We start from the raw sequence: 22,975 nt of genomic DNA, 5'->3' as shown, positions 1-22,975 counted from the left end.
TCGCAAGCCTGCTACGGAATCGCCGCCGACATCACCCTCGTAGGTGGGGACTTTAGGGTGAGTGCCGTCGTTGGGAGTGTGTGGGCTACGGGAATCCTGGGGAAGGCACGGAGGAACTGAGGCTGTGGGCAAGAGAAGGCGCGTCGCCGAGCGACGGAAGACCAGCAGACCCGCCGTGCTGGTCGGCGGGATGATCGCCGTGGTCGTCGGCGGCGCCGGGTTCGGCGTCTACGCACTGACCGGCGGCGGCGCGGCCGCCGACGAGCGCACGTCCGCCACCGCCGACCACAAGCACGTCAAGACCGGCCCGCTCAGCGCCGCCGAGGTCCGCGCGGCCTCCACCGGTTTCCTCACCGCATGGCAGCACGGCAGGATCAGCGAGGCGGCCGCCACCACCGACGACACCTCCGCCGCCACCAAGCTGCTCACCGGCTACGCCAAGGACGCCCGGCTGAAGGACGTCACCCTCACCCCCGGCACGCCCGCGGGCGCCAGGGTTCCGTTCTCCGTCAAGGCGACGGTGTCGTACCGGAAGCTCAGCAAGCCGCTGGCGTACGGCAGTTCGCTCACCGTGGTGCGGCGGGCGAGCGACGGCAAGCCGCTGGTCGACTGGCACTCCTCCGTCGTCCACCCGGACCTGAAGGACGGCGACACGCTCGTCACCGGCGAGTCCGGCACCCCGCCGATCAAGGCGCTGGACCGCTCCGGCGGCGAGCTGACGGCCGCCAAGTACCCGTCCCTGGGCCCGGTCCTGGACGGCCTGCGGGAGAAGTACGGCAAGACGGCGGGCGGCAAGGCCGGCATCGAACTGCGTGTGGCGCGGGGCAAGGCCTCGCAGAAGGCCCAACTGCCCGACAAGACGCTGGTGGAGCTGAGCCAGGGCACGCCGGGCGCGGTGCGGACGACGCTGAGCCCGGCCCTCCAGAGCGTCGCCGAGCAGCAGGTGGACAAGCGGGCGAAGGCGTCCGTGGTCGTCGTACGGCCCTCGACGGGCGAGATCCTCGCCGTCGCCAACAGCGGGCACGGCTTCAACGTCGCCTTCCAGGGCTCCCTCGCGCCCGGCTCCACGATGAAGATCGTGACGTCGACGATGCTGTTCGAGAAGAAGCTCATCACTCCGGACGCGTCGCACCCGTGCCCCAAGACGTACAAGCTCGCGGGCTGGACGTTCCACAACGACGCCGACTCCGAGATCAAGAAGGGCACGTTCAAGCAGAGCTTCGGGGCCTCCTGCAACAACGCCTTCATCGACTTCGCGCCGAAGCTGTCCGACAGCGACCTGACACAGGAGGCCCAGCAGGTCTACGGCCTCGGCATGGACAACTGGTCCATCGGCGTGCCGTCGTTCGACGGCTCGGTCCCGGTGCAGAGCGGCGCGCAGATGGGCGCCTCGCTGATCGGGCAGGGCGCGGTGCGTATGAACCCGCTGAACATGGCGTCGGTGGCGGCGACGGTGGAGTCGGGCGTCTTCCGGCAGCCGTACCTGGTCTCGCCCTCCGTGGACAACCGCACGCTGGCGAAGGCCGCGCGCACCATGTCGTCCACGACGCAGTCCCAGCTGAAGGACGTCCTGAAGTTCACCGCGGACTACGGCACCGCGGCCAAGGCGATGGCGGGCATGAGCGGGGACTACGGCGCCAAGACGGGCTCCGCCGAGGTCGACGGGCAGAAGAAGCCGAACGGCTGGTTCACCGCCTACCAGGGCGACCTCGCCGCCGCCGGTGTGGTCCAGGCGGGCGGGCACGGCGGCGACACGGCCGGTCCGATGGTGGCGACCCTGCTCAAGACAGGCGGCTGATCAGGTCCGCACCGGCTCCGCCGTGTAGGTGCGGCGGAGGAACCTGAGCAGCGCCTTCGACTCGAACTGGACCACCTCGACACCGTTGTCGGTGTGGAACTCGACGACGGCCTGCACCCGGCCGCACGGCCACACCCGGACGGCACCGCTCTCGGCCGGTGCCCGCAGTCCCCGTTCGAGCAGCGCGCGGGAGAAGGTCCACTCGTGCGGGCCCGGCAGGCCGACCCGGACGGACCGTGGATCGGAGTCGGGGTCGTACCGCAGCACCACCGGTACGGCCCCCGGGTCCTCCTCGTCCGTGACGATATGGGCGCGCGCGTACTGCTCGACCACAGACATCGGACCGCCCTTTCACGCTGAGTGACACATACGAAAGCCGTGCTTCCGCTTTCTCTCCAATGTCGCACATTTTCCGGTTCACGCCCCCGGGAACGGCCTGTCTTGCGGAACGGATGCACGACCGATTACTTCTTGCAAAACCTTCGCAACAAAGGCCCAAAATCGATCGGCGCACGTACCTGACGGATTCATCGGCGCTCCTACCTGCGCGGTCAGTCCGTGACAATGGGCGCGTGACGAACGAGGACCGCGCCGTCGAGGGATCGCTGCAGCTGGACGAGCAGCTGTGCTTCGCGCTGTACGCCGCACAGCGCGCCGTGACCGCCGCATACCGTCCGCTTCTGGACGACCTCGGGCTCACCTACCCGCAGTACCTCGTGCTGCTGGTGCTGTGGGAGCGCGGCGAGACCAGCGTGAAGGAACTGGCGCGCGCCCTGCGCCTGGACTACGGGACCGTCTCGCCGTTGCTGAAGCGGCTGGAGGGGGCGGGTCTGGTGCGCAGGGAGCGCGCGGCCGGCGACGAGCGCTCGGTGCTCGTCGCGTGCACCGGGCGCGGGGAGGAACTCAGGGAGCGCGCAGCGCGCGTACCAGGCGCGCTCCTCACCACGACGGGCCTCGGCGCACAGGAGGTCGCGCGGTTGCGTGAGGAGTTGTGGAAGCTCACCGGGCGCGCCGACGCGGCAGCCGACCGGCGCTGACCTGACGTTACCCATAGTTGCGGCCCCCTGGTTCCGCACACTGACCTACCGGCCAGTACCTTGTGCACGATGTACTTGTGCGCCACTTGTTCCGGGGGAGGCCGGCCTTGACCGACATCACTGATGTCGACACCCGCCCGACGAAGATCATGTACGTCGCCGAGGCCACCGCCCACGGTGGCCGCGACGGCTATGTCACCAGCCAGGACGGCCAGATCGAGCTGAAGGTCGCGATGCCCCCGGAGCTGGGCGGCGACGGCAACGGCACCAACCCGGAACAGCTGTTCGCGGCCGGGTACAGCGCCTGCTTCCACAACGCGCTGATCCTGGTCGGCAACCGCGAGGGCTACGACCTGACCGGCTCCACGGTCGCCGCCAAGGTCGGCATCGGCCCGAACCGGCACCGCGGCTACGGCCTCGCGGTCGCCCTCAGCGTCTCCCTGCCGGTCCTCGACCCGGACATGGCCGCCCGGCTGGTGGACGCGGCGCACGAGGTCTGCCCCTACTCCAACGCGACGCGCGGCAACATCGATGTAACGATCCTGCTGGGCTGATCCCACCGAGGAATCCCAGGCGCGCAGCCCGCGTTCCACCCGCTGTCGCAGGCGAACGGAAGGGACAGCGGGCGTGGACGTGAACGGCACAGTGGCCGAGGGCTTCGAGCCGGTCGAGGAGGCGTTCGCAGCGAACTTCGCGCTGCTCGGGGAACGCGGCGCCGCCGTCGCCGTGTATCGCGACGGGCACAAGGTCGTCGACCTGTGGGCCGGCACGAAGGACGTCGACGGTGCGGCCGGTGCGCCCGGTGCGGCCCCCTGGGAACCCGGGACCGCGCAGATCGTGCGCTCCGCGACCAAGGGCGTCGCCGCCGCCGTACTCCTGCTCCTGCAGCAGCGCGGCGAACTCGACCTGGACGCCCCGGTCGGCGCGTACTGGCCCGAGTACAAGGCGGCCGGCAAGGAGCAGACCCTCGTCCGGCACCTGCTCGCCCACCGCGCCGGCGTGCCCGTGCTGGACCGCCCGCTGACCCCCGCCGAGGCCGCCGACCCCGACCTGGGCGCCGCGGCCGTCGCCGCGCAGGCACCGGTGTGGGAGCCGGGCACGGACCACGGCTACCACGCCCAGACCTACAGCTGGCTCACCGGCGAACTGATCCGGCGCGTCACCGGCCGCCCGGTCGGCGCGTGGATAGCGGACGAGATAGCCGGCCCCCTCGGTGCGGAGCTGTGGCTCGGCCTGCCGGAGTCGGAGCACGCGCGCGTGGGCCGCGTCGGCCCGCTGGAGGCGCCCGAGGCGGCCGGTGGCCTGAAGACGCGCCCCAAACGCGCGGTGGCCGAGGCCTACGCCGACCCGGACTCGCTGACCCGGCGCGCGTTCGCCGCGATCACCCCGCTCCCCGACGAGAACGACCCCGCCTATCGCGCCGCCGCCCTGCCCGCCTCCAACGGCATCGCCACCGCCGACGGCCTGGCCCGCTTCTACGCCTCACTCATCGGCGAGGTGGACGGCGGCACCCGGCTGTTCACCCCGGAGACGATGGAGCTGGCCCGCGGCGAGCGGTCCGCCGGGCCGGACCGGGTCCTGGTCGTCGGCACCCGGTTCGGCCTCGGCTACATGCTGCACGGCGCGGCGTCCCCGCTGCTCTCCCCCGGCTCCTTCGGCCACCCGGGCCGGGGCGGCGCCCTTGCCTTCGCCGATCCGGAGACCGGTATCGCCTTCGGCTATGTCACCAACGGCTTCCGCAAGAGCGTGACGGCGGACCCGAGGGCGCAGGCGCTGGTACGGGCGGTCCGCACGGCGCTCACGGCGCTCCCCTAGGGCTGCTCACCCGTCCGGCATCACCCGTGCGACGTCACACGTTGATCGAGTGCGAGGTCCGCCCGGACTCCGCGTCGATCTCGTCGTGGGCCTTGGTCAGCAGCTGCATGGCCAGGTCGTTGAGTGCGCGGGCTCCCGCTATCTCCTCGCCGACTCTCGGCTGGTTCGCGTCGATGCGGTGACGGGTGGCGTTCCCGTGGGCCCGCACCTCGGTGCCATCGGGCAGGCGCACCAGGGCGACCGCGCGCGTGTGGTCGCTGTCTTCCTGGAATTCCATCTCGACGTGCCATCCCACAGCGGTGTGCATCATGTCGACCACCTCCGGAATTTCGCTGATTCCAGGGTGCTCCAGGGCGCGCGGAACGTCACGTGGAGGACCGGCGCCGGTTCTTTCGCCGGTCCCGTCACCCGCCCGGCTGCTCGTCGAAGCTGGCGAAGTAGGCGGCGGCCATGTCCTCGCCCGCATGCCCCTGGGCGGCGGCCCGGGCGAACCGTTCGGCCGTGGCCTCGGCCACGTCGAGCCGTACGCCGGCCCGCTCGCCGGCCCGGACGATGAGCCGCGCGTCCTTCTCGGCGGTGGCCACGGCGAACGACGGCGGGGTCAGCTTCTCGTCGAGCACCAGAGCGGACTTGGCCCGCAGATACCCCATGTCGAGCGGTCCTCCCTCGACGAGGTCGAAGAAGCCCTGCGGGTCGACGCCGAGGCCCTTCGAGAGGGCCAGCACCTCACCGGTCGCCGCGGTGACGGCGAGCACCCAGCTGTTGGCCACCAGCTTCAGCCGGCTGGCGCTGCCCGTCGCGCCGTCCTCGCCGGTCCACACGGTCTTCGCGCCGACGGCGTCGAAGACGGGCGTGACCGTTTCCCGGCCCTCCTCGGGCCCGGCGGCCAGCACGGTCAGCTGACCGGCCTCGGCGGGCTGGCGGGTACCGAGGACCGGGGCGTCGTAGAACACCAGGCCGTGCTCGCGTGCGAAGCCGGCGAGATCGGCGACCAGCTCGACCCCGGCGGTGGTGCACTGCGCCCACACGGTGCCAGGCCGCAGCGCCGGGGCGGCCTCGCGCATCACCTCCAGGACGGTGTTGCCGTCGTACAGCATGGTCAGTACGGCGTCGGCGCCCTCGACGGCCTCGGCGGACGTGCCGGTGACCCGGATCCCGTCCGCGGCCAGTGGCTCGGCCTTCTCGCGAGTGCGGTTCCAGGCCCGGACCCCGAGCCCGGCGCGGGCGAGGTTGCGCGCCATGGCGGCGCCCATGATGCCGGTGCCGAGGACGCTGACGGTCGGTGTGTCGGTCATGAGGCTCCCTCGTACGGTGTGTTGTGGCCCAACGCCATCCTGCTACCCGGCGTGCAGCATCAGCCCGATCCCCACGACCAGCAGTCCCGCCGCCGCGATCCGGGGCGCCCCGAAGCGCTCCTTGAAGAACAGCGCCCCGATGGCCGCACCGACGATGATCGAGGACTCGCGCAGGGCGGCGACCGGAGCGAGTGCCGCCCGGGTCTGCGCCCACAGCACCAGGCCGTAGGCGGAAACGGAGAGCAGGGCTCCGAAAAGCCCGAGTGCCGCGAACGGCCGCAGCACGGCTGCCGTCTCCCGCCGCCAGCGGCAGCAGACGGCGTACGCCGGGATCACCACGCCCTGCACCACCATCAGCCAGGCGGTGTACCCCAGCGAGGAACCGGAGGCGCGCACCCCGAGCCCGTCGACGACGGTGTACGAGGCGATGGAGAGCCCGGTGGCGAGGGCGGCCCCGATCGCCGCCCAGTCGGGCCGGTGCCCGCGCAACCCCCACAGCGCGACCCCGGTGAGGCCCGCGCAGGACACGGCGATGCCCGCCGCGGCCCACCCGTCGGGCACCTCGTGTGCGAAGAGGGCCGCGAACACGGTGACGACCAGCGGCGCGCTCCCCCGCGCGATCGGATAGGCCTGCCCGAAGTCACCGAGCCGGAACGACGTCATCAGCAGCACGACGTACACCACATGAACGGCCGCCGAGACCAGCAGGTACGGCCATGCGGCCGCCGCCGGAAACGCCGCGAAGGCAGCCAGCGACAGCCCGATGAGCACCCCGCCCGCAAGGATCAGGGTGAACCCGACCAGCTTGTCGGTGATCTTGTGCGCGATGGCGTTCCAGCTCGCGTGCGTGACCGCGGCGAGCAGGACCGCGGCGGTCACCAGCGGCGTCACGCCGTCCGCTCGCGCACGTCCACCGGCGCGTCATCGGCGTCGTCCATCGACACCGGCACCGCGAGGCCGGGCGCGCCGAGGGACTCGGTGAAGCGGGGGTGGGCTCCTGGTACTTCGGCGTCGGTGGCGGCTGTCGTCATGCGGGGCACGCTAACGGTGATCACAGAGGGGATCGAGCCGTTTTACCGGGGCCGGAGCCTGCCGCGAGAAGGGCGGAAGGCCGGTGAGGGTGCGGCCCCGTCCCCACGGGCACCCTCACCGGCCGGTCCGCCGCCGGACGCGCTGCGTCAGGCCCGTACCAGCTCCCGCTCCCCGTCGGGGTCGGCGTCCTTGCGGCCCGAGTCCGACATGGCGCGCAGGCCCTCGCCCTCGACGTCCACGTTGGGCAGCGCGCGGTCGAGCCACTTCGGCAGCCACCAGGCCCGCTTGCCGAGCAGCGCGAGCACTGCCGGGACGATGGCCATGCGGACGATGAACGCGTCGAAGAAGACGGCGATCGCGAGGCCGAAGCCGATCATCTTGACCATCGCCTCGGTGGAGCCGATGAAGCCGGAGAAGACGGCGATCATGATGACGGCCGCGGCGGTCACGACCCGCGCTCCGTACTTGAAGCCGGTCACCACGGCCTGGTCGGGCGTCTCGCCGTGGACGAACGCCTCCCGCATCCGGGTCACGAGGAAGACCTCGTAGTCCATCGCGAGACCGAAGACGACACCCACCATGAAGATCGGCATCATCGACATGACCGGGCCGGTCTGCTCGACGTTCATCAGGCCGGACAGCCAGCCCCACTGGAAGACCGCGACCACGGCACCGAGGGCCGCGAGCACGCTGAGCAGGAAGCCGAGGGCCGCCTTCAGCGGGACGAGGACCGAGCGGAAGACCACGATCAGCAGCAGGAACGCGAGACCCACCACCAGCGCCAGATACGGCAGCAGCGCGTCGTTCAGCTTCTGCGAGACGTCGATGTTCACCGCCGTCGAACCGGTGACCAGGACCTTGGAGCCGGTGTCCCTGGCGACGTCCGCGCCCTTGTCACGGATGGCGTGGACCAGGTCCTCGGTCGTGTGCGAGGACGGCTTGGACTGGGGTACGACCGTGATCGTCGCGGTGTCACCGGCCTTGTTGGCCACGGCCGGGGTGACCGTGACCACGTCGTTCAGGCCCTTGATCTCGTCGCCGACCTTGGTGAAGGCGGCCTTGGGGTCGTGGCTGCCCTTGGCGTCGACCACAACCATCAGCGGGCCGTTGAAGCCCGGTCCGAAGCCGTCGGAGAGCAGGTCGTAGGCGCGGCGCTGGGTGGTGGAGGTGGGCTGGGAGCCGTCGTCGGGCAGGCCCAGCTCCAGGGAGGCGGCGGGGATGGCCGCCGCGCCGAGGCCGAGCACACCGAGCAGCAGGACGGCGACCGGGCGCCGTACGACGAAGCTCGCCCAGCGGGTGCCCATGTTGGGCCGGCCCGGCTTCTTCGGCGTACGGCCGCCGCCGAGCAGCTTGCTCTTCTCGCCGGCCGGCTTGATCCTGCGGCCCGCGTAGCCGAGCAGGGCGGGGATCAGCGTCAGCGCGATGAGAACGGCGATGGCGACGGTGCCCGCCGCCGCGACGCCCATCTTGGTGAGCATCGGGATGTTGACGACCGACAGGCCGACCAGGGCGATGACGACGGTGAGGCCGGCGAAGACCACCGCCGAGCCCGCCGTGCCGACGGCCCGTCCGGCCGCTTCCTCGCGTTCGCGGCCCTCGGCCAGTTCGGCGCGGTAGCGGGAGACGATGAAGAGGGCGTAGTCGATGCCGACGGCCAGGCCGATCATCGACGCGAGGGTGGAGGTGGTGGAGCCGAGGTCCAGGGCGCTGGCCAGCGCGGTGATCGTGGAGACGCCGATGCCGACGCCGATGATCGCGGTGAGCAGCGGGAATCCGGCGGCGAGCAGCGAGCCGAAGGTGATGACGAGGACGACGGCGGCGATCCCGATGCCGATGACCTCGCTGGAGCCGGTCTCCGGGGTCGCGTTCAGCGCGTCTCCGCCGACCTCGACGGTCAGTCCGGCGTCCCGTGCGTGCTGTGCGGCCTCCTTCAGGGCGTCCTTCGAGGAGTCCTTCAGCTCCATGCCGGAGACCTTGTACTTCACCGAGGCGTAGGCGATCTGGCCGTTCTTGCTGACGGCGTGCCCCGCGAAGGGGTCGGCGACGGAGGTGACCTCGGAGCCGCTGCCCAGCTCCTTGACGGTCTTCTCGACGGCCGCCTTGTTGTCGTGGTCGGTCATCTTCTCGCCGGCCGGCGCCTTGAAGACGACGCGCGCGGTGGCGCCGTCGGCGCTCATGCCGGGGAAGCGCTGTTCCAGCAGGTCGAAGGCCTTCTGCGCCTCGGTGCCGGGGATCGAGAAGGAGGTGTTGCCGGCGGCCGGTGCGGAGGCGGCGCCCACCCCGGCGAGGGTGAGCAGCGCGACCCATATGAGGGCGACGAAGTGCCGTCGCCGGAAGGCGAGACGGCCGAGTTTGTAGAGCATCGTGGCCACGGAGACGTACTCCCGGTCAGGTCGTGGGGTTCATCAGGGCAGGGGAGATCAGCCCGACGACATGAGCGGTGACGTCAGGTGGTGGGCTTGTCGGGGAGAGGGTTCAGCCGGTGATCGCGGCGATCAGCCGGTGGTGACGCCGAGGGCAGGGAGGACCACGGCGTCGATGTACGAAAGGAGGAAGGCCTGGGTCGGCGGCTGCTCGTCGATCAGGGTGCGGGCGGCGAACGCGCCGATCATCATGTGCATCACGTAGCCGATCGCCGGGTTGTCCGCACGGACCTCGCCCCGGTCGACCGCCCGTTGCAGCACACGGCGGAATCCCGCCATCTCCGGTTCGATGAGATGGTCCTTGAACGCGCGCAGCAGGTCCGGGTTGCCGTGGACGGCCATGGCCAGACCTCGCATCAGCGCGGAGTTCTGCTCCATCTCGCAGTCGTCCGAACGCAGGGTGAGGGCGTGCAGGTCACTCCTGAGCGACCCGGTGTCGACCTCGTCGGCGGAGCCGCCCGGCTTGCTGTGCCGCACCGCCTTCGCCACCAGCTCGGCCTTGCCGCCCCACTGGCGGTAGAGCGTGGCCTTGCTGGACCGGGTGCGGGCGGCGACGGCGTCCATGGTGAGGGCGTCGTAGCCGACCTCCCGGAGCAGGTCGAGCACGGCCTCGTACAACTCGGCCTCGCGCTCGGGCGTGATCCGGCTACGACGCGACGTTGCGACAACCTCGGTCATGCCACTCACCCTCCCACTCCGGAGCCTTTCGGTTGCGTACCACCATGAAGATACCCTGAGAGCGTACGAAACGAAACCGTTTCGTACGTGTGCTGCGTCACGAACGTCAGGGGCGCATAAGTTGCTGGGCTCCAGCGGGCGGAAAAGCATGGGGAGGTGAGCTATCTGCGCCTTCCCCACCTCAGCGACGACCTGCTCTGCTTCGTGGCCGAGGACGACCTCTGGCTGGCCCCCCTCGACGCCCCGGGCCGGGCCTGGCGGCTCACGGCGGACCGTACGAAGACCGGGCACCCGCGTTTCTCGCCCGACGGACGCCACCTCGCGTACACGACCTGGCGCAGCCTCGCGCCCGAGATCCACCTCGTGGGCGTCGACGGCGGTCCCGCGCGCCAGCTGACGTACTGGGGCAGCTCCGACACGCAGGTGTGCGGCTGGACACCGGAGGGCGACATCCTGGCCGTCGCCTCCCACAGCCAGCCCTTCTCGTACTTCACCTGGGCCTACAAGGTGTCCACCGACGGCGACCCGGGCCGCAAGCTGCCCTGGGGCCCGGTCTCCGACATCCAGGTCGCCGACGTCGCGGGCGAACACAAGACGCTCCTGCTCACCGGCACCCCACCGCACGAACCGGCCTCCTGGAAGCGCTACCGCGGCGGCGCCATGGGCCGGCTCTGGCTGCACGGGCGACAACTCGTGCCGGACATCGGCGGCCATCTGGCCTGCCCCATGTTCGTCGCCGGCCGGATCGCCTTCCTCTCCGACCACGAGGGCGTCGGCAACCTCTACTCCTGCGCCCACGACGGCACCGACCTGCGCCGCCACACCGACCACGACGCCTTCTACGCCCGGCACGCCTCCAGCGACGGCACCCGGGTGGTGTACCAGTGCGCGGGCGACCTGTGGCTGGTGGACGACCTCTCCCCGAACGCCGTACCGCGCAAGCTGGACATCCGCCTCGCCGGACCCGCCACCGGGCGCCGCCGGTACCAGGTACCGGCCGCGCAGAACGTCGACGGCATCTCCGTGGACGAGACCGGCCGGGCCAGCGCCGTCGTGGTACGCGGCAGCCTGTACTGGCTCACCCACCGCGACGGCCCGGCCCGTACGATCGCCGACACGCCCGGCGTGCGGGTACGGCTGCCGGAGATGCTGGGCACGACCGGCCAGGTGGCCTATGTGACGGACGCCGAGGGCGAGGACGCCGTCCAGATCGCCCAACTGCCCCGCGCGACCGGCGACCGCGCACCCCGCCGGCTCGCCTCCGGCGCACTGGGCCGCGTCCTGGAGATGGTCTCCGACCCGGAGGGCGAACGGCTGGCGGTCGCCTCGCACGACGGACGGCTGCTGCTGATCGATGTGGGCGAGGGGGAGAGTGAGGGAGAGGGCGGGGGCGGGGAGGGGGACAGCGGGGGCGCCGGGAGCGGCGACAGCGAGGGCGCGGGAGCTACCCCAGGCACTGACGAGCAGGGCGCCGCCAGCAGCGACGGCGGCACTGTGAACAGCACCGGCGAGGGTGCCGCCGGCAGCAACGGCGAGGGCGCCACGAACAGCGACGGCGAAGGCACCAGCAGCGACGGCGAAGGCACCGTAGCCACGGCAGGCGCCGACGAACAGGGCGCCACGAGCAGCGAGGGCGCGGGAGCTGCCGCAGGTGCCGACGAGCCAGGCGCCGGCCCTGCGCTGACCGCCGAAGGCCAGGTCACCGAGCTGATCCGCTCCATCAACGGCCCCGTCCGCGACCTCGCCTTCTCGCCGGACGGCGCCTGGCTGACCTGGTCCCACCCGGGCATCGGGCGATCCCTGCGCCAGATCAAGCTGGCCCGGATCAAGGACCGGCTGGTCGTGGACGTGACCAACGGCCGCTTCGAGGACGAGAACCCCGTCTTCACCCGCGACGGCCGCTACCTCGCCTTCCTCTCCTGGCGCGGCTTCGACCCGGTGTACGACGTCCACACCGGTGACCTGTCCTTCCCGCTCGGCTGCCGCCCGTATCTCGTCCCGCTGAGTTCGGCGACGCCCTCCCCCTTCGCCCTGAACCCCGAGGGCCGTCCCGCGGCCGGCGGTCTCGACCCGGTCGAGGACGAGGAGACGGGCGAGGCCGGCACGGTGACAGTGGAGGTGGAGGGCCTGGCGAGCAGGGTCACTCCGTTCCCGGTCATCGCCTCGAAGTACTCCGCGCTGTGCCCGGTCGCCGGCGGCGGACTGGTCTGGCTGCGCTGGCCGATCTCCGGCGCGCTCGGCGAGACCTTCGTCAACCCGGCCGACATCAGCGGCCGGCCGACCCTGGAGTACTTCAACATCACCAAGGCGAAGAAGTCCGAACTGGTCGACCACCTGGACTGGTTCGCGGTCAGCGGCGACGGCACCCGGCTGGTCGTCGTGGACGAGGGCGACCTGCGCGCGGTGCCCTCCACGGAGATGGGCGACAGTGACACGACCGTCTGGATCGACCTGCGGCGCATCCTGCACGAGGTCGACCCGCCCGCCGAGTGGCGCCAGGCCTACGACGAGGCCGGCCGGCTCATCCGCGCCTACTTCTGGGACCCCGGCATGTGCGGCATCGACTGGGACGCGGTGCTCGACCAGTACCGTCCCCTCGTCGAACGGGTCGCCTCGCCCGACGAGTTCGCGGACCTCCTCCGCGAGGTCCTCGGCGAACTCGGCACCTCGCACGCCTACGTCACCGCCGCCCGCCGCAACGAGGGCCCGTCCCACTACCAGCGCTGGCAGGGCCTCCTCGGCGCCAACCTCGTCCGCCGCAACGGCCACTGGCTGGTCAAGCGCATCCTGCCCGGCGACTCCTCCGACTCCAAGGCCCGTTCACCGCTGGCCGGCATGGGCATCCGCGAGGGCGCCGTCCTGACCCACGTCGACGGCCGCCCGGTCGACCCGGTGACCGGCCCGTTCCCGCTCCTCGCCGGATCCGGGGGCACGACCGTGGAGCTGACGTTCACCCCGGCCGAAGGGGAGCCGGGCCGGGCCCGCCGGGTCGCCGTCGTCCCGCTCATCGACGAGCGGCCGCTGCGCTACCAGGACTGGGTCGCCAAACGCCGCGAGGTCGTACGGGAGTTGAGCGGCGGCAAGTGCGGCTATCTGCACATCCCCGACATGGGCGGCTCCGGCTGGGCCCAGTTCAACCGCGACCTGCGCATGGAGGTGTCCCGGCCCGCCCTGATCGTCGACGTGCGCGGCAACGCGGGCGGACACATCAGCGAACTCGTCATCGAGAAGCTGACCCGGACGATCCTGGGCTGGGACCTGACGAGGGACGCGCAACCGGTGTCGTACACCTCGAACGCCCCGAGGGGCCCGGTGGTGGCGCTGGCGGACGAGGCGACGTCCTCCGACGGCGACATGATCACGGCGGCCTTCAAGCTGCTGAAGCTCGGCCCGGTGGTCGGCCAGCGCACCTGGGGCGGTGTGGTCGGCATGACAGGCCGTCACCGGCTGGGCGACGGCACGGTCATCACGGTCCCGATGAACGCGGCCTGGTTCGACGCCTACGGCTGGTCCGTGGAGAACCACGGCGTCGCCCCCGACCTGGAGATCATGCGCACCCCGCTGGACTGGGCGGAAGGCCGGCACGCCCAGATGGACGACGCGATCCAGCTGGCCCTGGACCTCCTGGATACCACCCCCGCCGCCATCCCCCCCGACTACACCGACACCCCCAACCGCACCCGCCCCAGCCTCCCCCCACGCCCGGCATGAAGGGGCGCGGGGAACTGCGCGACAAGCCCCCACAACCCTCAACGCCCCCAGCACACAACAGCGCAGGGCGCCCTCCGCAAAGAAGGGCGCCCTGCGCCGACGAACCGACGAACCGGCCGAAGCCGAGCGCAGCGACTACGCGTCGTAGTCCCGGTCGAAGCGGTCTTCCATCTCCTGCTCCGTGTCCTCGATGTCGCGCATGTTCTGCCGCCCACGCTCGGACGCCGGCTGCTGGCCCTGCTGTCCCCGCTGCTGCTGGCCACGCTGCTGCTGACCGCCGCGCTGCGGCTGCTGACCGCGCTGGCCGGCCCGCTCACGCCCCTCGTTCAGCTTGTCCTTGCCCTTGTTCTGCCACTCGTTGGCCTGGCCCTTGGACTGGTCCTTCGTACCCATGTGGGTTCACTCCTGTGGTGAGTGAGGGTGGGGATGCCCCTTCACGAGGCCCCTCGGCGGGGCCCATCGGTGGGGCCTCGACCAGATTCACACGGGCGACCACGGGCCGCATGTGGATCAGTTACGCCGCGTGGCCCGCGCCGCCTCGTCGGCCTCCCCGCCCGCACCCACGAGCCCCGAGCGCATCCCCTGCAGACGGGGCGCGAACCGCTTCATCTCGCGCTGCCCGACCGTTGCGATGAGCGCCGGCAGATAACCGCGCACGCCCTGCATACCGCGCAACCACCACTGCCCGTACACATGGGACGAGCGCCGCTCGATCCCGGCGACCAGCCGGTCCACCGCCGGCCCCAGCGGATACGTCTTGTTGGACGGCCACGGCAGCCGCTGCCGCAGCTCACGCATGACGTCGTCCTGGTCGGCGCCGCGCACCATGTCGGTGTCGGTCCAGGACAGGTACGCGACGCCGACGCGCACGCCCTGGTAGCCGACCTCGGCGCGCAGACTGTGTGCGTACGCCTCCACGCCCGACTTGGACGCGCAGTACGCCGTCATCATCGGCGCCGGGGTGATCGCGGCGAGCGAGGCGATCTGGAGCAGATAGCCCCGGCTCTCCGTCAACACCGGCAGGAACGCCCGCGCGGTCACCGCCGAACCGATCAGGTTCACCTCGATCACGCGCCGCCAGGCCTGCGGATCGGAGTCGGCGAACGGGCCGCCCGTCGCCACACCGGCGTTGGCCACCACGATGTCGACCTTCCCGAACCGCGCCTTCACCTCCTGCGCGACCCGGCTCATCGTCTCGTGGTCGGTGACATCGGCGTACCAGTGGGCGCTCTCGCTGTGCAGGCGCGAGGAGACCTCCTTGAGCGCCTCCTCCTCCAGCCCGACCAGCGCGACCTTCGCGCCGCGCGCGGAGAGCTTGCGCGCCAGCAGCTCACCGACACCGCGCGCCGCTCCGGTGACGACCGCGACCTGCCCTTCGAGGCTGACCCTGCTCATGCGCCCTCCTTGATCTGCACGCCTGTGGCCTTCTTGCGGGTGACGTAGGTGGTGACGAGGTCCCGGATCCTGCCGGTCACCAGGTCGGGGGCCTCGATCGGGGTCATGTGACCGACGCCGGTCAGCTCGGTGAGGCCGATGCACTGCGGCAGCGTGGCGACCAGCGCGCGGGCGTGCACGGGGGGTGTGAGCCGGTCGGACGCGCCGTGTATCACTGCGGTGGGCGCGTGCAACTCCCGTACGCCGTGGTCGAGATCGAGCGCTTCGAGCACGCGGGCCCAGGCGTGGCGCGCGGTACGCGGGCAGGCGTGCACGATCCGCGCGCAGGCCTCCACCATGTGCGGGGCGGAACCGGTGCCCATGGTGGCGTACTTGAGGATGCTCTTCGCGACCGGCGTGACCGGTCCGAGCGGGGCGCGCGAACCGAGAATGCGCCCGGTGATCCAGGTGCGCACACGCCCAGCGCGCAACGGCACCACGCGCGCCTCCGCGACCAGCCGCGCGCTGCCGGTGCTGCAGAGCAGGACGGCGGCGGCGTGTTCCCGGAAGCGGGGCCGCCTGGCCGCGGCCATGACCGTCATACCGCCCATGGAGTGGCCGACGATCACTGCCTTCTCTCCGTGCGCGAGCGTCTGCGCGAGCACCGCTTCCAGGTCGTCCGCCAGCGCGCGGGTGGTGCACGCGGAGCCGGCGGGACTGCGCCCGTGCCCCCTCTGGTCGTACGCGATCACGCGGTGATCGGTGGCGAGTTCCCGTATCTGCGCGGCCCAGAAGGCGGTCGAGCAGGTCCAGCCGTGGGAGAGGACGACGGGGGGCGCGCTCTCGGGCCCGTGCACCTCGACGTGCAGCTGCGCGCCGTCGGCGGAGACCACGGTGAGTACGTGGGCGGGGGTGGGCGGGGCGTACGGTCCAAAGGCCACGGGGGCGATACGGCTCACGCGGCGCCCTCGCTCTGCTGAGCGCTGCTGGCGTGCGCGGGCGCGTGCTCGTCGGTGGCGCGCGCGGGTCGCTTGGCAGTACGCGCGGGCTCACTCGTCTTCTTCGCGCCCGCTCCCGCACCCGTGCCCTTCACGCCGGGCTTGCGGATGACCTCGTACTCCCCCAGATCCACCCGTCGGGTCGCGCGCCGGAACTCGGAAGTCGTACCGGGCCAGATGGTGGTGTTGCGGCCGCTCGCGTCCAGGTACCAGCTGGTGCAGCCGCCGGTGTTCCACACGGTGCGCTTCATGCGCTCATGGACCTTGTGGTTCCAGTCCTCGACGGCCGCGGGCCGGGCGTCGAGAGCCGTACGGCCCCCGAGGACGTCCAGTTGCCGCAGATAGTCGGCCATGTAGTTCAGCTGGGACTCGATCATGAGGATCATGGAGGAGTTCCCGAGGCCGGTGTTGGGCCCGATGATGGTCATCCAGTTCGGGAACCCGGCGGCCGCCGCGCCGCGCAGTGCCTGCATACCGTTCTTCCAGGACTCCGCGAGCGTGATCCCCTGCGCCCCGACCACCCGCTCCGCGATCGGCATGTCCGTGACATGGAAGCCCGTACCGAAGATGATCGCGTCGACCTCGGTCTCGGTGCCGTCGGCCGCGACGACGGTCGACCCGCGGATCTCACTGAGCCCACTGGCGACGACGTCCACATTCGGCTTGGCCAGCGCCGGGTAGTACTCGCTGGACAGCAGGATCCGCTTGCAGCCGATGCGGTAGTCGGGGGTGAGCCTGGCGCGCAGGGCCGGGTCCTTGATGGCGCGGGCCATGTTGCGCTTGGCGAGCTGCTCGACGAGCCCGAGTTCGTCGGGGTGCTTGGTGAACGCCTGCACCTGAAGCTCCCGGATGCCCCACAGCAGGCCGCGCCTCAGCTGGGTGGTGAAGGGCATGGACCGGTGCAGCCAGCGCTCGGCGCCGCTGATCGCACGGTCGACCCGGGGCATCACCCACGGCGGGGTGCGCTGGAAGAGGGTGAGGCGGCCGACCTCGCGCTGGATCGCGGGCACGATCTGGATGGCGGACGCGCCGGTGCCGACCATGGCGACACGCTTGCCGCGCAGGTCGTAGTCGTGGTCCCAGCGGGCGGAGTGGAACACCTTGCCGGGGAAGGACTCCAGGCCCGGGATCTCGGGGATCTTCGGGTCGGACAGCGGCCCGGTCGCGGAGACGACCACGTCGGCGGAGAGCGACCCGCGCGTGGTCTCGATGTTCCACCGCAGGTTCTCGGCGTCCCAGGTCATCAGCTTGACCTCGGAGTCGAAGCGGATGTGCCGACGCAGTCCGAAGAGGTCGGTGACGTGCTCCAGGTAGGCGCGGATGTGCCGCTGCCCGGAGAAGGTACGCGGCCAGTCGGGGTTGGGCGCGAAAGAGAAGGAGTAGAGGTGGGAGGGCACGTCACAGGCGCACCCGGGGTAACTGTTGTCCCGCCAGGTGCCACCGACGGTGTCCGCCCGCTCCAGGACGACGAAGTCGGTGACCCCTTCGCGGCGCAGCCGCACGGCCGCCCCCAGACCACCGAACCCGGACCCGATCACCGCCACCCGTACATGTTCGTGCTCGGCCATCCCGAAGCCTCCACGCATCACCTTGGACTCTGCCAGTGAACACTGGCGCAATGGGACTGTAGAGCAGCTCCGTACCGAGCGGTAGGGGGCGGGAAGGGAAAGTTACCGGCGGTACAACATAGGCTGCGGGCGTGGGAGACGACGGGGCACGCAAGGCGGATCAGGGCGGCCGGCGCGAAGAAGGGGACGGCGCGCACGGCGCGCACCACGGCGCGCACGACACCGGACCGCGCGAGTACCGCATGGAGGAGCTGGCGCGACTGGCCGGCATCACCGTGCGCACACTGCGCTTCTACCGCGAGCGCAAGCTGATCCCGCCACCCCGCCGCGAGGGCCGTATCGCCTGGTACGACGACCACCACCTGGCCCGCCTGCGCACCATCGCCGCCCTGCTCGAGCGCGGCCACACGCTGAACGGCATCGCGGAACTCGCCGAGGCCCTCGACCAGGGCCGGAACGTCGCCGACCTGCTCGGTGTCGGCACCCCCACCGAGGAGGAACCGGTCCGCCTCACGCCCGAGGAACTCGCCGCCCGCTTCGAGGGCGAGGTCACCCCCGAGAACCTCGCCGCCGCCATGGAACTGGGCTACCTCGGCACCGACGGCGACGAGATCGTCCACATCAGCCGCCGTCTGCTGGACGTCTCCTCCGCGCTGGTCCGCGAGGGCATCCCGCTCGGCGAGGTCCTCACGGCGGCCACCCGCGTCCGCGAACACGCCGACGCCCTGGCCGAACTCTTCGCCGCCCTGATCCTGCGCCACGCCCCCGAGGAGGACCTCCACCGCCTGCGCCCCCTCGCCCGCAGCGTGGTGGAGGCGGAACTCTCCCTGGCCCTGGACCGCCGCCTCAGCAAAGAGACGGGCGCCAAGGACACCTGATCGCGCCCCGGCGCACCACACGAGGCGCACCCCTAGCTTGCGCGCCCCGGGTCGCGCGCCTACAGGTCGTAGACGACCGTCACCGGCGCATGGTCGGACCAGCGCTCGGCGTGCGTGGCCGCGCGCTCGACAGAGCCCTTGACGGCCTTGCCGGCGAGACCGGGCGTGGCGACGTGGTAGTCGATGCGCCAGCCGGAGTCGTTGTCGAAGGCCCGCCCGCGGTACGACCACCAGGTGTACGGCCCCTCCACCTCGGGATGCAGGGTCCGCACGACGTCGACGTAGCCGCCCTCCTCGGCGGAGAACACCCGGCCGAGCCACTCCCGCTCCTCGGGCAGGAAGCCGGAGTTCTTGGTGTTGCCGCGCCAGTTCTTGAGGTCGGCCTGCTGGTGGGCGATGTTCCAGTCGCCGCAGACGACCACCTCGCGGCCGTCGGCCGCGGCCCGCTTGCGCAGCGCCTCGAGATGAGCGAGGAACTCTCCCATGAAGCGGATCTTCTCGTCCTGCCGCTCGGTACCGACCTCACCGGAGGGCAGGTAGAGGGAGGCGACAGTGACGCCGGGCAGGTCGGCCTCGACGTAGCGCCCGCTGCCGTCGAACTCGGCCGAGCCGAAACCGACCCGGACACGGTCGGGCTCGCGCCGCGTGTAGAGGGAGACGCCCGCGCGCCCCTTGGCGGCCGCCGGGGCATGCACGACGTGCCAGCCGTCGGGCTGTCGCACCTGTTCGGGCAGCTGATGCGGTTCCGCGCGCACCTCCTGCAGGCAGACGACGTCCGCGGAAGTCTGCGCGAGCCACTCCACGAAGCCCTTCTTGGCGGCGGCTCGCAGCCCGTTCACGTTCACCGAGGTCACAGTCAGCACCAGGGCACGATACCGGCACACTGGTCGAGGTCCGCCCGCACAATCCCGACGATCACCGTCTGCATAGAAGTACGATGCCCAGCATGAATATACGTCGCGTTCGTTTCGATCACCCCGACGCAGTCAAGCTCAACGACGAGGTCCAGGCCGAGTACCACCTGCGCTACGGCGACGGCGGCGACGCCACGACCCTCGACGCCGCCGACTTCGCCCCGCCCCGGGGCGTGTATCTGATCGCGTACGACGAGCACGACCGCCCCGTCGCGACCGGCGGCTGGCGCAGCCAGAACCGCAATGACGAGGGCAACGAGAACGGCGACGCCGAACTCAAGCGCATGTATGTGATCTCGGACATGCGGGGCCGGGGTCTCGCGCGCCGCATGCTCACCGCCCTGGAGGAGGACGCCCGCGCCGCCGGCCGCCTCCGCATGGTCCTGGAGACGGGCACCAAGCAGCCGGAGGCCATCGCCCTGTACACCTCCAGCGGCTACGAACCGTGCACCAAGTTCGGCTACTACCGCCACTACGAGGAGAGTCGCTGCTTCGCGAAGGCGCTCTGAGGGTGTAACTCGGATCACACCAGGCCCGCTTGAACCCGGCGGGCCTGTACGCGAGCCACGGTCGCGCACATAACGATGGAGCCCCTGTCGGCTACTGCCGACAGGGGCTCCATGCTGCGTGGACCTGAGGGGATTTGAACCCCTGGCCCCCTCGATGCGAACTACGGGCGGGAAGGTCGCTGAGGTCATCCGGCCTGGTCGCGAGGCTGCTAGCGGTCGAGCTTGGTCACCTGTGGTCGCCACGGTTGCTGTACTTCTCTGCTGTACCGCACCCCTTCACTCCCCCCACTCCTCCCCGTCCCTCCCATCTCCCTCCCCCTTTCGCCTCCGCTGGCCGGAGGCCGACGACGGCGAGAGGTCGGCTCCGAGACTTTGGGCTGGAGCTGCCATGGGGCGAGTGATCATGGCCCCGTAAGCTGATGGCGAGTCGGGCAGTCTGTGGACCTGCCCGGTAAAGCACGACGTTGGGGCCATGATCTTCGAGGCTCGCCCCATGGTGGCTGCCTAAAGTCTCGGAGCCGACCGGCCTGCCCACGGGTCGTACGGTGCTCGACTCATGGCCACCGGCCCTATCCATCAGTGGGCGCGCGTCGGCGCAGCGCGGGCGGAGCGGGCCGGAGGCAGGAGCGTCGCCCGCGGCGGAGCCGGGAGCGCGCCCGGCGGAGCGGAGCGCAGCCGGGGCTTGATGAGGTAGAGAAATCCGTAACTCCGGCCCGCCTGGAGGCCGTTCGAGCGTCCACTGTCACTTTTACTGACAGCGCCACGAATCGGGGTGGGTACCTTCGTAGTGTCGAAGGGAACCCATGATGAGGGAACTGACCACGGGGCAGCGCGTAGCAAGGGCCCGGCGCCGCCTCGGCTGGGATCAAGCGCAACTGGCCGCTGCTGTCGAGCGCTCCGTGAGCTGGGTGTCCAAGATCGAAACCGGGCGCCTGCCTCTTGACCGTATGAGCGTTCTCGGTCAGCTTGCCGAAGTCCTCGGCGTGGAGGTCATAGAACTCACTGGACAGCCCTACCGGCACGAGACTGCGGAACTCGACTCCGGACACGCTTCCATCCCCGGCCTCCGCCTCGCTCTCCAACAAGCGACGATGCCCGGCGGCGCGGCCCTGATCATCCCCACCCACACCCCCACGCTCCGTGATCTCACGGCCCGCGTGGAGGCTGCGGAGCGGCTGAGGCAAGACGCCAAGTTCACGGCGCTGGGAGACGTCCTTCCGCAGATTCTCCGTGATCTGGTTGTCCTCTGTGACGGGACCGACGGTGAGGACGTGGCTCGGGCCGAAGCGCTCATGCTCAGGGCAAGCCACATGGCGCGGGTTTCCTCCAACCTGCTCGGGCATCATGATCTTGGGTGGAGCGCCGTGCAGCGTGAACTTGTGGCCGCTGAGCGGGCAGACTCGCCGATCCTTCGCGCCGCCGCGCGTTGGGATCTGTGTGGTGTCTGGCTGCATGAGGGCGAACTCGGCGCGGCGCGCGACATGGCTCGGAAAGCCCTCGATGACCTCGAACCGCATATGTCCACGGCTGATCCGACGGTGCGCTCCCTGTGGGGCGCCATGCATCTTCGCGCGGCGGTCGCGTGGTCTCGACTCTGGGACCGCCCGGAGGCAGAGTCACACTTGGCTGAGGCCCGGCAGGTAGCCGCTGGCGTAGTCGAGGACGGGAACGTCTTCCAGACGCAGTTCAATGCCGTTAACACGGAGATCCACTCCGTGGAAGTGAGCTTGGAGCTGGGGCATCCGCGTGACGTGCTCTCGCGCGCTGAGCTGGTCAGCATCGAGCGCATCGCATCGGGTGAGCGGCAGTCTCACTTCTGGGTCTGCACCGCCGCTGGGCAGATGATGAACGGCAAACCTGCCCTTGCGGCTGACGCGATCCTGAAGGCCGACGCGATCGCCCCTCAGCACGTGCGGAACAGGCCGATTGCTCGCAACCTCGTTGATGACCTCAGGTCCTCGGACCGGCATCCGCACTCGGCGGAGATCAGGCGTCTCGCCACGAGCATGAAGCTGGGCTGATCGCTACTGAAAGGGGGAGGCAGTCGTGAAGGTCGCGGACAGGGCACGGTTATTAGTGGAGCTGCACGACATCAGGAGGAAGCTCGCCGAAGCCACCCAGCGGATTGACCGGCTGTCCTCCTCGATCAAGGACGCTCGCGAACCTGATGTTCAAGCCGATCAAGCCGCGAGTTGATTAGCTCCAGGGCGGCTTTGATCTCGCTCAGCTCGTCGGCCATGGAGCCGTCAGCCTCGACTGAGTCCGAGGTGACAGGGTCGCTAGCCACGAACGTTCCGCGCCCTTGCTGGCTGACGATCAGTCGTTCGCCCCGAAGAATGTCCAGCGCATGGCGGATGGTCATTGCGGCAACGCCGTAGTGCTCCGCCATCTTGGCGTTTCCGTCGAGCTTCTGCCCAGGCTGAAGCGCTCCCGAAGCGATCCTCCTGCGGAGATCGTCGGCTACCTGCCCGTACGCGGTGCGAGGGTCGTCCTGGCTCACGGTCACGCATCCAGGTTACCTAAGTGACCTAAAGAAATCTGCCCCCAGGTCTTGCGCACGGCCCCGCGCCAACTAATCTAGGTAACACAAGAGAAGTTAGATAGGTCGATCGCCTGTCTAAGCCGGGGGCGGCGCTCATCCGCCAAGAAGAACCGCCGCCCCCTCGTCCCCTGAGGGAGCTTCCATCATGCCCCGTTCTGCTGTGATCACGCCCGCCGCTCCGTCCGTGTTCGGTCCGGCCGCAGCACCGGTTCGCCTGGTGCGCGGGGGTCGGGCCTGCCCGATCTGCGCCGAACGGCGTTGCTCCGCTCCGACCGAGTGTGCGAACGAGTACGCGAACCGCTCGTGGGGCGAGTGCGCCGACTGCGGCGGCTCCGGCTACGACACCACCGGCTTCGACATCTGGTGCCCGATCTGCGTCGGTACCGGCGTGGTGGAGGTCTGA

At 70.6% G+C, this 22,975-nt stretch carries 22 protein-coding genes; 9 read left to right on the top strand and 13 right to left on the bottom strand.

The features are described from left to right. Positions 1-124: 124 nt before the first annotated feature. Positions 125-1,798: a penicillin-binding transpeptidase domain-containing protein gene (locus tag AB0L75_RS09410; protein WP_365177626.1), complete on the top strand. Its 1,674-nt coding sequence runs from the start codon at positions 125-127 to the stop codon at positions 1,796-1,798. Here the strand turns inward: AB0L75_RS09410 and AB0L75_RS09405 are convergent, their stop codons facing one another. After that, positions 1,799-2,137: an SsgA family sporulation/cell division regulator gene (locus AB0L75_RS09405; RefSeq protein WP_365177623.1), complete on the bottom strand. Its 339-nt coding sequence runs from the start codon at positions 2,135-2,137 to the stop codon at positions 1,799-1,801. It lies immediately after the preceding gene. Positions 2,138-2,370: 233 nt separating this feature from the next. Between AB0L75_RS09405 and AB0L75_RS09400 the strand changes: the two genes are divergently transcribed. The 3 genes from AB0L75_RS09400 (at position 2,371) to AB0L75_RS09390 (ending at position 4,650) form a co-directional block, all read left to right on the top strand. Beyond that, positions 2,371-2,835 carry a MarR family transcriptional regulator gene (locus AB0L75_RS09400; protein WP_365177621.1) on the top strand — a complete coding sequence of 155 codons (465 nt, stop codon included), beginning with the start codon at positions 2,371-2,373 and terminating at the stop codon, positions 2,833-2,835. Positions 2,836-2,942: 107 nt separating this feature from the next. Next, the gene (locus tag AB0L75_RS09395) at positions 2,943-3,389 is read left to right on the top strand and encodes an organic hydroperoxide resistance protein (protein ID WP_365177618.1); all 447 of its coding nucleotides are present in this window, start codon (positions 2,943-2,945) and stop codon (positions 3,387-3,389) included. A gap of 73 nt (positions 3,390-3,462) precedes the next feature. Further along, positions 3,463-4,650 carry a serine hydrolase domain-containing protein gene (locus AB0L75_RS09390; RefSeq protein WP_365177615.1) on the top strand — a complete coding sequence of 396 codons (1,188 nt, stop codon included), beginning with the start codon at positions 3,463-3,465 and terminating at the stop codon, positions 4,648-4,650. A 34-nt stretch (positions 4,651-4,684) separates the two neighbouring features. Here AB0L75_RS09390 and AB0L75_RS09385 read toward each other — a convergent pair whose 3' ends face one another. From AB0L75_RS09385 to AB0L75_RS09360, 6 genes are all read right to left on the bottom strand, one after another. Continuing rightward, positions 4,685-4,960, bottom strand: a complete 276-nt coding sequence (locus AB0L75_RS09385; protein ID WP_365177612.1) for a DUF1876 domain-containing protein — start codon at positions 4,958-4,960, stop codon at positions 4,685-4,687. A 94-nt stretch (positions 4,961-5,054) separates the two neighbouring features. Further along, the gene (locus tag AB0L75_RS09380; protein WP_365177609.1) at positions 5,055-5,945 is read right to left on the bottom strand and encodes an NAD(P)-dependent oxidoreductase; all 891 of its coding nucleotides are present in this window, start codon (positions 5,943-5,945) and stop codon (positions 5,055-5,057) included. 42 nt (positions 5,946-5,987) lie between these two features. Next, positions 5,988-6,836, bottom strand: a complete 849-nt coding sequence (locus AB0L75_RS09375) for a DMT family transporter (protein WP_365177606.1) — start codon at positions 6,834-6,836, stop codon at positions 5,988-5,990. Continuing rightward, a complete protein-coding gene (locus AB0L75_RS09370) occupies positions 6,833-6,976 on the bottom strand; it encodes a hypothetical protein (RefSeq protein WP_365177604.1) in 144 nt (47 codons plus the stop codon). The genes AB0L75_RS09375 and AB0L75_RS09370 overlap by 4 nt, the downstream gene beginning before the upstream one ends. A gap of 147 nt (positions 6,977-7,123) precedes the next feature. Beyond that, positions 7,124-9,349, bottom strand: a complete 2,226-nt coding sequence (locus tag AB0L75_RS09365; RefSeq protein ID WP_365177601.1) for an MMPL family transporter — start codon at positions 9,347-9,349, stop codon at positions 7,124-7,126. A 123-nt stretch (positions 9,350-9,472) separates the two neighbouring features. Continuing rightward, positions 9,473-10,078 carry a TetR/AcrR family transcriptional regulator gene (locus AB0L75_RS09360; RefSeq protein WP_365177598.1) on the bottom strand — a complete coding sequence of 202 codons (606 nt, stop codon included), beginning with the start codon at positions 10,076-10,078 and terminating at the stop codon, positions 9,473-9,475. Positions 10,079-10,234: 156 nt separating this feature from the next. Between AB0L75_RS09360 and AB0L75_RS09355 the strand changes: the two genes are divergently transcribed. Beyond that, positions 10,235-13,789: a S41 family peptidase gene (locus tag AB0L75_RS09355; RefSeq protein WP_365177595.1), complete on the top strand. Its 3,555-nt coding sequence runs from the start codon at positions 10,235-10,237 to the stop codon at positions 13,787-13,789. 135 nt (positions 13,790-13,924) lie between these two features. Here the strand turns inward: AB0L75_RS09355 and AB0L75_RS09350 are convergent, their stop codons facing one another. From AB0L75_RS09350 to AB0L75_RS09335, 4 genes are all read right to left on the bottom strand, one after another. Continuing rightward, positions 13,925-14,182 (bottom strand): hypothetical protein, encoded by a 258-nt coding sequence (locus AB0L75_RS09350; protein ID WP_365177592.1) that lies wholly within the window; start codon positions 14,180-14,182, stop codon positions 13,925-13,927. A 117-nt stretch (positions 14,183-14,299) separates the two neighbouring features. Then, positions 14,300-15,184 carry an SDR family oxidoreductase gene (locus tag AB0L75_RS09345; RefSeq protein ID WP_365177589.1) on the bottom strand — a complete coding sequence of 295 codons (885 nt, stop codon included), beginning with the start codon at positions 15,182-15,184 and terminating at the stop codon, positions 14,300-14,302. Beyond that, complete coding sequence (locus AB0L75_RS09340; protein WP_365177587.1) at positions 15,181-16,122, bottom strand: alpha/beta hydrolase; 942 nt, start codon at positions 16,120-16,122, stop codon at positions 15,181-15,183. The genes AB0L75_RS09345 and AB0L75_RS09340 overlap by 4 nt, the downstream gene beginning before the upstream one ends. Next, positions 16,119-17,729 (bottom strand): NAD(P)/FAD-dependent oxidoreductase, encoded by a 1,611-nt coding sequence (locus AB0L75_RS09335; RefSeq protein WP_365177584.1) that lies wholly within the window; start codon positions 17,727-17,729, stop codon positions 16,119-16,121. The genes AB0L75_RS09340 and AB0L75_RS09335 overlap by 4 nt, the downstream gene beginning before the upstream one ends. A gap of 242 nt (positions 17,730-17,971) precedes the next feature. Between AB0L75_RS09335 and AB0L75_RS09330 the strand changes: the two genes are divergently transcribed. Continuing rightward, positions 17,972-18,607, top strand: coding sequence for a MerR family transcriptional regulator (locus tag AB0L75_RS09330; RefSeq protein ID WP_365178064.1), 636 nt, complete (start codon positions 17,972-17,974; stop codon positions 18,605-18,607). A 59-nt stretch (positions 18,608-18,666) separates the two neighbouring features. Here AB0L75_RS09330 and AB0L75_RS09325 read toward each other — a convergent pair whose 3' ends face one another. Further along, positions 18,667-19,470, bottom strand: coding sequence for an exodeoxyribonuclease III (locus tag AB0L75_RS09325; RefSeq protein ID WP_365177582.1), 804 nt, complete (start codon positions 19,468-19,470; stop codon positions 18,667-18,669). A gap of 83 nt (positions 19,471-19,553) precedes the next feature. Between AB0L75_RS09325 and AB0L75_RS09320 the strand changes: the two genes are divergently transcribed. Together AB0L75_RS09320 and AB0L75_RS09315 are read left to right on the top strand one after the other, a co-directional pair. Continuing rightward, positions 19,554-20,030, top strand: a complete 477-nt coding sequence (locus AB0L75_RS09320) for a GNAT family N-acetyltransferase (protein WP_365177579.1) — start codon at positions 19,554-19,556, stop codon at positions 20,028-20,030. Between the two features lie 803 nt (positions 20,031-20,833). Then, positions 20,834-22,051 (top strand): helix-turn-helix transcriptional regulator, encoded by a 1,218-nt coding sequence (locus AB0L75_RS09315; RefSeq protein WP_365177576.1) that lies wholly within the window; start codon positions 20,834-20,836, stop codon positions 22,049-22,051. Positions 22,052-22,176: 125 nt separating this feature from the next. On the opposite strand, the gene AB0L75_RS09310 is transcribed toward AB0L75_RS09315, so the two are convergent. Then, on the bottom strand, positions 22,177-22,536 hold the full coding sequence (locus AB0L75_RS09310) for a winged helix-turn-helix domain-containing protein (protein WP_365177573.1): 360 nt from the start codon (positions 22,534-22,536) through the stop codon (positions 22,177-22,179). Positions 22,537-22,717: 181 nt separating this feature from the next. Here AB0L75_RS09310 and AB0L75_RS09305 point away from each other — a divergent pair, with 181 nt between their 5' ends. Then, on the top strand, positions 22,718-22,975 hold the full coding sequence (locus AB0L75_RS09305) for a hypothetical protein (RefSeq protein WP_365177570.1): 258 nt from the start codon (positions 22,718-22,720) through the stop codon (positions 22,973-22,975).

It is taken from the genome of Streptomyces sp. NPDC052101 (assembly GCF_040680235.1).
GTDB lineage: Bacteria > Actinomycetota > Actinomycetes > Streptomycetales > Streptomycetaceae > Streptomyces.
The sequence above is the reverse complement of the archived record's forward strand: the minus strand, read 5'-3'. Positions and strand labels throughout refer to the sequence as shown.